The following is an 8045-nucleotide window of genomic DNA, read 5'->3' as shown; positions in this document are numbered from 1 at the left end:
AAACGCCGGTCACCATGTTTTTAATCTCGCCAAAGTGCAAGACTTGTTCAATGGTCAGATCGAGGTAAACAGGGTCTTTCAGGTTTTTGAAGTGGTGAAATATGGCGGGATCGAGTTCCATAGTGGCCGGGACAGTGCCGTACCCTTCTTGATTGTAAGTGCCTTGTGAAACATTCTGAACCGGAAGGCTGACGGTAATCGCATACATGTCATAAGGTTTTCCGGTGTCTTTCTTGGTGCCGTGTGTTCTGAGTACGTTGTTTACTAGAATTTTTGCCATTTCTTATTTCTCCATTGGTAGATAAAAAAATGGGTTCCGTGTTTCGCTCTTCGTTTCCTCATCGCTCAACACGGAACCCGGTTACATTGAATCGTTTGCTTCGGTTAAAACTGGGTAATCACTATCTGACAAAACTGCTTCGGGGTGGTAATTGCGCCAGCAGTCGGCTAGTTCGGGGTGCTGGCCGTTGCTGGTAGCTTGAAGTATTGCTAAGTGATATGAGTTCATATAAACCTCGTTTGACTTGGGGAAACTTGAACTATATGATTGCTGAATCGTCTTATAGAAACATTTGTTTCTGACAATACAGAAACAAATGATTACTGTCAATAGGAAAACTACAATGAAGCTAAAAACATTTATTGAAGCAGCAGAGAAAAAAGCAGGAAAACAAATTGAACTAGCGAAAATGCTTGGAATATCTGATGCTTATATAAGAATGGTAAAAGCAGGAAAAAGAGGTTTTCCAGATGATATTTGTATCCAACTTGCTGATTACATCGGTGCAGATCGATTAGAAGTAATCGCAGCAAGCAACCTCGTAACTGAAAAAGACGAGAAGAAAAGAAAAATTTTTGAAAGCTGTTTCACCAGGGCGGCGGGTGTGACTGTGGCCGCCCTTTTACTGGGTGCAACAACAATAATGACATCATCGCCCGCAAACGCAAGCCAGGCTTCAAGTGACTCGTCAAGTATTTGTATTATGTTAAATAATAAAAATAGAAGAGTTAATTCCCGGAGGAAGGCTGACAAGATTTTAGAGTTTTTCTATAAGCTTCTAAGCGGTTTTCGGCTTGTTCATTTTTAAGATTTGATAAATGACGACATAAAAGTCGCAATTCTTCCTTATCTACGCCTGCCTCAAGCAGGCGTTTTTTTTCCTTAGTGACTAATCGATAATATTTGCGTTTAACAGATTTACTTCGAGTATAACGGATAAACCAATAAAGATTGTTCAGCGTTGAAAACATAGTCAGAAATAATAAATTAATAAAAGTAATCATAATTACGTCCTTGAAATAGAATCTATTTACCCTCAACAAATGATGGTCTTATATATTTGACATTTTATAAAAGCATCGAATAATAGATAAAGCTATTTGAAGTGAATATTAAAATATTGAACAATCATAATATCTTTCAACATTTTTAAGATAACGAATAATTAACTATTTTAGGAAAAAAATGAGCGATATAAAGAAAAATGGTAATAACCAATTAATCATATCGAGAGATACAAGCACTAATTTATCGGCAACCATTGATCGAGAAAGCTTAAAGTCAATATTTTATATGTTGAATGGTAATCCTGATTCGAATGTAAAAATTTTTCCAGATCCAATTCATTTAAAACATGAAGATATCATTGATCTAAATACGAGAATTGTACAAAAATTAAAGTTACATTCCATTGATATAACCATCACGACGGTGAAAGTTGGGTTAAGTGACAGAAACTTCAGTGAATTTTCTAATTGGATTGAATTTCAGGATCACTATTGGCATGAATCCGAAGAAGTTGAAGAAATAATCATAAAATGGGATTTTCTCGTAAATATTGAAAATTACATAATGCCTCAACGCCATACATTATTGGTGAGAATATCTGCAAGTGATCCTAAACCAAGCAAAGTATTGCAAATTATGTCGTCTGGAAACTCAGCTGATTTTGATGATATAGATACTTTAATAGCACCGGCATTTTGTCGAGTAGATTTCATAAATGCACAATTAAGCAAAGAATTAATAAACGTAGTAAGCGAGTGGTATCAAACTAGGAAACAACCAGCACTTATTCCAGAATTCCCAAATTGGTTAAAAGCTAGGAGAAGAAAAATTGCATTAATTTTCGATCACTGGTTAATGTTTTCTGGAGTGCTATTATTTATTGCGGGCATATTGTGGTTCGCACAAGAATATTATGAGCTATCAATGCCGATTCATATTGCAGTAGCAGTAATTTTCTTTTCGGTTTATGCGCTACGTCCAATAAATGCAATTTCACGCGCAGCTGCAACAAGTCTATTCGACACCTTAGCAGAAATCGAAGGGAAAAGGGTCGTATTTGAATTCACAGCAGGCGACAATAAGAAAATCGATAAACTCAAAAGAGATAATCAAAAACAAGGTAATAAATTTTACTGGGGCGCATTCTTTCAAGTCGTCACCAATATCATTTCTAGCACAATCTTCTATTTGACGCTGAAAAGCCTAGGTCTAGATTAATATAAATTCGTTTAGCAAGACGAGGCATCAGGAACAAGTTAATCCGTGTCAGGGATCGGGCAGCATGCCCGCTTTGCGGTCATACCCTTCGCGCCGGTCGGCGGCGCGACCCTTGGGCTTTCGGTGGTTTAAACTTGCTTTGCTTTGGTCGATGGATGGTCAACCAATACTTTAATCGATTGTTGGAAATCCATGATTTGTTTTCTGTTTGGTATCTGAATATCCCCACTCACACACTTCCAGAAGTTTGAATGCTTGTAGGCTTCTGACAATCCCGCAGATCGGTAAGAGAACGTACCAATCGGTTCAAAGTGTTCTTTTACTTTGATGTTCAGCACTTTTTCATACTTCCGGACAGTGCGCTTTGAATGCACGATGTACAGGAAGCGCCAGCCGAAATAGTAGCCGGTGAACAGCATTCCGATTGCCGAGTTCAGTAGATCGATATCTCCGGAAAAGTTTGCAATCGCTTCGTGTGCGATTTGCAGCAGTTGTTTTTCTTCGTTGTTGGAAATCATGGTTAGTGCAGCGAGGATACGGGATCAGGCTGGGTGAAAATGTTGGTTACCGGTTCTTCATGGATTTTGAAGGTGCGCATGACAGGGTAAACTTTTACTTTAATGAATTTATCGAAATTCATGTTTTTGTTGAATTCAGTGACAAACTTCTGAAAGACGTCAAGAACCTGCTGGTCATCGATTTTATGAAAAGGGTTCAGAACCTGATCGAACAGTTTGTGATCCTTTTCTTTAAGAAACGGCGATAAGCGCTTGAATTGTTCAAAGCTGGCAGATTCATAATAAAGGTATATCAGCAGATTGCAAAAGTTATTCTCAAGCGCGGCCAAACGCATATTGTGAAAAAATGCGGCCGTGTGCACCTGGAAAGGATTTTGCGGAATCTTGATCGCAGTTTCAAAATCAATTTCAGGCGCATGCAGGTCTGCTACTTTCATTAAATGATTGAACATCGAGTAACAAGCCATACCGACTAAGTCGTCGGTGCGCTCTACAGTGTCAGAGTGTATTAATCGCATCAGTGATTTTCCTTTTACATTTTCGTTGAAGATATCCAGCCGTAATCAATGGCTGCATTACAAGTCTGCGGGTCGATATTGAGGCGTTGGGCTTTGTGGCCATAGCAGATGCAGTTTGATTTGCTGGACATACAGGCGGCGACTTGTCCCCAGTCGACGGATTCCGAGAGCATGGAAAGCGATTGTTTAACCGGTGCACTGTCGGCGGCTGGTTGTGCCGTGGGTATGACGGTTTGTGGTGTATCGCTCCCCTGCTTCGCGGTTTGTTCGGTTTTGGATTCTTCCTGCTTGGCTAGGTTTGCGCCGATGGGGTTTTCCAGTTTGCTGCTGATGGTGGAATAAGTCATGAAGGCCATCGCGGGAACGGCAAACAGCATGAATACTGCCGCATAGACCATTTTCGGCACTGAGCGCTTTTGCTTTGGCAGGTGCTTAGTTGCCGAGTAGAATTCACTGAATACCGATTTGTCCAGTTTGTACCGTTCCGATACCGCCCGGCTTTGGTTGCTCGGCATGATCGGATTCACGCAGTATTCCGCCCATTCATACGAATATGTGCCGCGCCAGTCGGTAACCAGGTGAATATGCTTGTCGACATTCAGCAGTACATGCGGATGCAGGAAATGCGGGTCTTGCGTGAGCAGCAGGAAGTCCAGGGCGTGTTTGCGGTGTTTTCTCAGGTATTGCAGGAATTGCGGGATTTCCTTGAGGTGCAGCGCTGGCCAGACGTCGGCCGCTTCGTCGACGACGATCAAGGCGTCTTCTTTTACCGTGGTGAGCTCATAGACTCCCTTGCGCCCTTCCACCGGTTCGCGTTCGTCCCAGCGGTTCAAGTCTTCGTTGGTCAGTTCGATGTGGCTGAATTTCAGATCCGGTATGCCATTGGTGTATACGATGCGGCCTTTTTCCAGTTCCGGTTTGATGTATCCGGATACGGCAAAAACAGTTTTTCCGGTGCCGGGTTTGCCGGTGATTAGCGTGATGCTCATTTCGGTATGACTCCGAGCTTAGGCAGCAGGACAAAAGTCAGCCGGAAAGAGATGGCGCCAGCAATGATACCGATTCCTTGGCCGAATCCGGCCAGACCGATGATCTGAAGCGCAAAGGTTGGCACGTTGTTATAGAAGCCTTGCGCCATTGTGAATAGCTCGGCAAGGACAACACCAACAGCACCATAGCTGATTAGGCCGATACCAAGCCCCATAGCTGCACGTACAGCCAGATAGCCCATTCCGGCAGATAGGAATGCGCCTAACGGAATTAAGATATTGAACATAGTTTTTTATGTGGCGGAACCGCCACGAACCCCCGCAATGATGTAAATGCCGATTAAAGAAGAAAGAAGCAGCACAAAAGGCTGAATCATGAGCGCCGTATCACATACCGGCTGCGTCGGTATGTGAATAGTCATCTTGGATATGGGAACATCGATATCCGGCGGACATGATCCGGAACCCCAGCTAGTCGTCCCAAATGTGTTCGGTACGTTGTAGGTTTCGAGCTTGGCTTCCGGCACGGTATCAAACGAAATGGTAAAACCCGATGGTTGTTTAGTATCGGGTTGGTTCTGGTAGCTGGTCGATGAGGTTGAATCGATAACGGTGTTGCTGTTGTTGTAGGTGATCGTGGTTTTAGTTTCCTTGACGATAACGCTGCCGGGTTTGTCGGCGGTGCCGTTGTCGACGACTTCAACCGAAGTGGTGGTTTCCTTCCGGCCGGTTACGTTGCCGCTTGCGTCTTTGGTCGGCTCAACGTCAACGCCGAGATTCCGCTTTTGGTCGGCGGTCAGAGTTGGTACGGCATCGGTCGGGACGGATTCACCGGCATCGATCAGGTGCGGTGTGAAACGGTCGTCATTGAGTTTGGTAGCGGCAGAGTCCCAATCTGAGGCGGTAGGAGCGCCAGAGCCGGAACTTTCAGAGAGAACGCAACTAGAACCGCTTAATGTGTAATGTGTAGGGCAAGCGCCACTATTAACCCAATACACGCCAACATTACGCCACAAATAACCGGCGGGCGCATATTCATGACAAGTGGAACCCTCAAGCGTAGTGGTAGAACCAGCAAGATCAAGACCGGCCAGCAGCTTACAAGATTGAGCCAAGGAAGCAGACTGCGTACCGTTGCGGCCGCCAGCGATATAAAAACCAACGGCTGTACTTGATGGAAAATACGTTGGATCAGAATAAGGATTATTGAAAACCCATTGCCCCGCCTGGTTGCAGATGTTGGTCAGATCACAAACCAAAGAAGCAGCAGTAAGCGCCATGCCGAGCGGTCCGGCTTTTTTGGCAAAAGCGGCAACCGTGGGACCAAGCCGGGAAGTAGCGACATTGACGGTTTTTTCGATGTCCATGCCGATTGCGCCTTTTGAGGTCTGGACTAAGGCGGTTGATGTGGTGGTAATGCCTTTGGGTGCGCTGGTCAGCGTGACTTTCGAGCCGGTGCCGTCGGCATTGGTGAAGGCTTTGGCGTAGGTGCCGTCAGTTTGTTTGATCCAGCCGGCGAGATTGACTTCACCGACTCCGTTTCCCAGGGTGGCAAAGGTGATCGACGGGTAAAGAAAGCAGAAAATTGCGATTATGCGGTGAAGATGAGCCATAAAGCCCCCAGGAAGGCCAGCATGTAGCCTAAGTCGTATATCCAGAGTTCCATTATTGGAATGCCTTGATGATTGCCCGGATGGAGAAGCCTACAACCAGGACTCCGGCCAATTGCCAGAAGAAGGCTGTTTGATCCAGTAGACTTACATCGCAGGGAATTTGAGAAGGAATCAGTACGCTGGTATAGGTGGCCGCTGAGAATATGTCAGTTGCCAGGATGTCGACTTGCGTAGCTGATGGCGTGCATTGCAGGGAGTAAGTGCCTGATACGGGCGGACATGCAGCAGCTACACTTTCATGCAGCCGCTGCACGGTATCAAGACATTTTCCTTGATACAGATAGGCCATGTTACAGCGCCCGTTGTATCCACTTCCAGACTTTAATGCCGACCATCACGATAATGACGGCAGCGCCTACGGTGGCAACGTCAGTTGCGGCCGTGGTGATTGCGGTGGTCACGTCGGCGGGTACGGCGGCAAAGCTGACCGCTGGCAGCATCAGGAAGCAGAACGTCAATGCAAACGCCAGGGAGCCTCGCGGGTTGTAGGAACGGCGCATAACATCGCCCTTCCCTAGATATTCGCCTTCAATGGCTGGCGAAAAGAAGAAGGATTTGATTTTGCGACCGACAGCCGTCACGGCGTCTACAGATTTGCGGTACAGATTATTGATTGTTTGAAACATCGTTTTACTCCTTAAAGTTTAAATGGTGCGGGATTGCACCCGATAAGCCCCGGATTGGAGCCTATAGGCTGGAATCACTCCCCTACTACTTTTAATCGTGGTTTTTCATCTTCCAGGCTGTACCAGTCCGGCATGGATAAGGGTTTGAGGTCTACAATCTGGACTTTCACGGGGAATTGCTCGATATTGCGCGGTTCCATGATGTCTATGCCGTATTCGCGTAGAATTTTGGCGTGACGAAATAGCGTCGCCCTGCTCGCTAAATCAACTAAGTCTTTTCCTGCAAACCAAGCAGCTGCATAGATGCGGCTTTTAGCGGGTAGCGCGTCCAGTATGTCGGGTTCGTCGCTGCGGTCGACACGGCGGAAAATCTCGGTTTCGCTTTCAAAGATTGCGATGAGCTTTTCATCCGTGATGTTTTCGATCTTGTTCAAGCCTTCATCGTGCAAAAGGCGTTTTTTCAGTTCGATTTCCACTCTCACTACTCCTTGTTCTTTGCACCATAGATAGACGGGATCATCTTCAGCGCAGCCGTGTTTCAGCATTTCAATGTGTTTTATGTAGGCTTTGAGCATGTGCCGGGTATTGACCCACCAAACGGACTCGTCCCCTGCCCGGCCTTTTTTCATTCTGGATACAGATCGATTAGATAGCCATCGAATGAGGGCTCTTGCTTGGGATTCTGAACCCGTCGCAAAATTACAGGTGATGTCCAGACGAGATACACGCGCGCCGCGGGTGTCTGCTTGATTAAAGGAATTAAAGCATTGTCCAGAACTGAAGGGCGGGAGTCCTTTGTCCAGCAGGATTCGATTAACTTTGGACAAAGTTTGCTGCCAATCCAGATTGAACAGGTTGTCTTTACGAGAAAACCGGCCGACGTTTCCTGAGAGTGAAATATGCTTACCGTCACTTTTGAGTCTAAGACTTGTTTCATGTGATCCCGGAAAAGTCGCGGCGCAAACTCTTTCATGACGTGCTCTACCGATTGCGTCATAGTTGACGATGATTCCCCCGCAGAAGATTGGGAAGAGTTCCTCAACCTCGTGAAGTTGAGAAATGGTGATCCAATCGATAAAGATTTCATTTGCCATGTCCTTAACCGGGTATCAAAAAGAAAGTGAAGTTAGGTGTAGAAAAGTCTCAAAATGAGACTGAACGGACTAGTGTTACTATCCGATCAAGCAACTTTTGCCGGTTGGGCGGCGATGTTGG

Annotated in this window: 11 protein-coding genes; 2 read left to right on the top strand and 9 right to left on the bottom strand. The window is 45.5% G+C overall.

Annotation, left to right across the window (positions count from 1 at the left end):
- Positions 1–280 (bottom strand): hypothetical protein (locus tag R2103_RS14325; RefSeq protein WP_317532121.1); only part of this gene is annotated, 280 nt, incomplete at its 3' end.
- Positions 281–623: 343 nt separating this feature from the next.
- Here R2103_RS14325 and R2103_RS14320 point away from each other — a divergent pair.
- Together R2103_RS14320 and R2103_RS14315 are read left to right on the top strand one after the other, a co-directional pair.
- Positions 624–1088: a helix-turn-helix domain-containing protein gene (locus R2103_RS14320; protein WP_317532120.1), complete on the top strand. Its 465-nt coding sequence runs from the start codon at positions 624–626 to the stop codon at positions 1086–1088.
- A gap of 377 nt (positions 1089–1465) precedes the next feature.
- Positions 1466–2506 carry a hypothetical protein gene (locus tag R2103_RS14315; protein WP_317532119.1) on the top strand — a complete coding sequence of 347 codons (1041 nt, stop codon included), beginning with the start codon at positions 1466–1468 and terminating at the stop codon, positions 2504–2506.
- 128 nt (positions 2507–2634) lie between these two features.
- Here the strand turns inward: R2103_RS14315 and R2103_RS14310 are convergent, their stop codons facing one another.
- From R2103_RS14310 to R2103_RS14275, 8 genes are all read right to left on the bottom strand, one after another.
- Positions 2635–3024 (bottom strand): hypothetical protein, encoded by a 390-nt coding sequence (locus tag R2103_RS14310; protein WP_317532118.1) that lies wholly within the window; start codon positions 3022–3024, stop codon positions 2635–2637.
- Positions 3025–3026: 2 nt separating this feature from the next.
- Positions 3027–3542, bottom strand: a complete 516-nt coding sequence (locus R2103_RS14305) for a hypothetical protein (protein WP_317532117.1) — start codon at positions 3540–3542, stop codon at positions 3027–3029.
- A 14-nt stretch (positions 3543–3556) separates the two neighbouring features.
- A complete protein-coding gene (locus tag R2103_RS14300) occupies positions 3557–4531 on the bottom strand; it encodes a zonular occludens toxin domain-containing protein (RefSeq protein WP_317532116.1) in 975 nt (324 codons plus the stop codon).
- The gene (locus tag R2103_RS14295; protein WP_317532115.1) at positions 4528–4818 is read right to left on the bottom strand and encodes a DUF2523 domain-containing protein; all 291 of its coding nucleotides are present in this window, start codon (positions 4816–4818) and stop codon (positions 4528–4530) included. Before R2103_RS14295 ends, R2103_RS14300 begins: the two co-directional genes overlap by 4 nt.
- A gap of 6 nt (positions 4819–4824) precedes the next feature.
- Entirely contained in the window at positions 4825–6144 is a 1320-nt protein-coding gene (locus tag R2103_RS14290; protein ID WP_317532114.1) for a virulence factor TspB C-terminal domain-related protein, read from the bottom strand.
- 52 nt (positions 6145–6196) lie between these two features.
- Positions 6197–6493 (bottom strand): hypothetical protein, encoded by a 297-nt coding sequence (locus tag R2103_RS14285; RefSeq protein WP_317532113.1) that lies wholly within the window; start codon positions 6491–6493, stop codon positions 6197–6199.
- Between the two features lies 1 nt (position 6494).
- On the bottom strand, positions 6495–6830 hold the full coding sequence (locus R2103_RS14280; RefSeq protein ID WP_317532112.1) for a major capsid protein: 336 nt from the start codon (positions 6828–6830) through the stop codon (positions 6495–6497).
- A 74-nt stretch (positions 6831–6904) separates the two neighbouring features.
- Positions 6905–7924, bottom strand: coding sequence for a phage/plasmid replication protein (locus R2103_RS14275; RefSeq protein WP_317532111.1), 1020 nt, complete (start codon positions 7922–7924; stop codon positions 6905–6907).
- Positions 7925–8045: the final 121 nt, after the last annotated feature.

It is taken from the genome of Nitrosomonas sp. Is24, from assembly GCF_033063335.1.
In the GTDB taxonomy this organism is placed as follows: Bacteria; Pseudomonadota; Gammaproteobacteria; order Burkholderiales; family Nitrosomonadaceae; genus Nitrosomonas.
Note: the sequence above shows the minus strand (reverse complement) of the source record. Positions and strands in the feature narration are given on the sequence as shown.

Bases quoted from the DNA above. Each gene is read 5' to 3' on its own strand.
- R2103_RS14320 (WP_317532120.1), top strand. From the start codon at position 624: ATGAAGCTAAAAACATTTATTGAAGCAGCAGAGAAAAAAGCAGGAAAA.
- R2103_RS14315 (WP_317532119.1), top strand. From the start codon at position 1,466: ATGAGCGATATAAAGAAAAATGGTAATAACCAATTAATCATATCGAGA.
- R2103_RS14310 (WP_317532118.1), bottom strand. From the start codon at position 3,024: ATGATTTCCAACAACGAAGAAAAACAACTGCTGCAAATCGCACACGAA.
- R2103_RS14305 (WP_317532117.1), bottom strand. From the start codon at position 3,542: ATGCGATTAATACACTCTGACACTGTAGAGCGCACCGACGACTTAGTC.
- R2103_RS14300 (WP_317532116.1), bottom strand. From the start codon at position 4,531: ATGAGCATCACGCTAATCACCGGCAAACCCGGCACCGGAAAAACTGTT.
- R2103_RS14295 (WP_317532115.1), bottom strand. From the start codon at position 4,818: ATGTTCAATATCTTAATTCCGTTAGGCGCATTCCTATCTGCCGGAATG.
- R2103_RS14290 (WP_317532114.1), bottom strand. From the start codon at position 6,144: ATGGCTCATCTTCACCGCATAATCGCAATTTTCTGCTTTCTTTACCCG.
- R2103_RS14285 (WP_317532113.1), bottom strand. From the start codon at position 6,493: ATGGCCTATCTGTATCAAGGAAAATGTCTTGATACCGTGCAGCGGCTG.
- R2103_RS14280 (WP_317532112.1), bottom strand. From the start codon at position 6,830: ATGTTTCAAACAATCAATAATCTGTACCGCAAATCTGTAGACGCCGTG.
- R2103_RS14275 (WP_317532111.1), bottom strand. From the start codon at position 7,924: ATGGCAAATGAAATCTTTATCGATTGGATCACCATTTCTCAACTTCAC.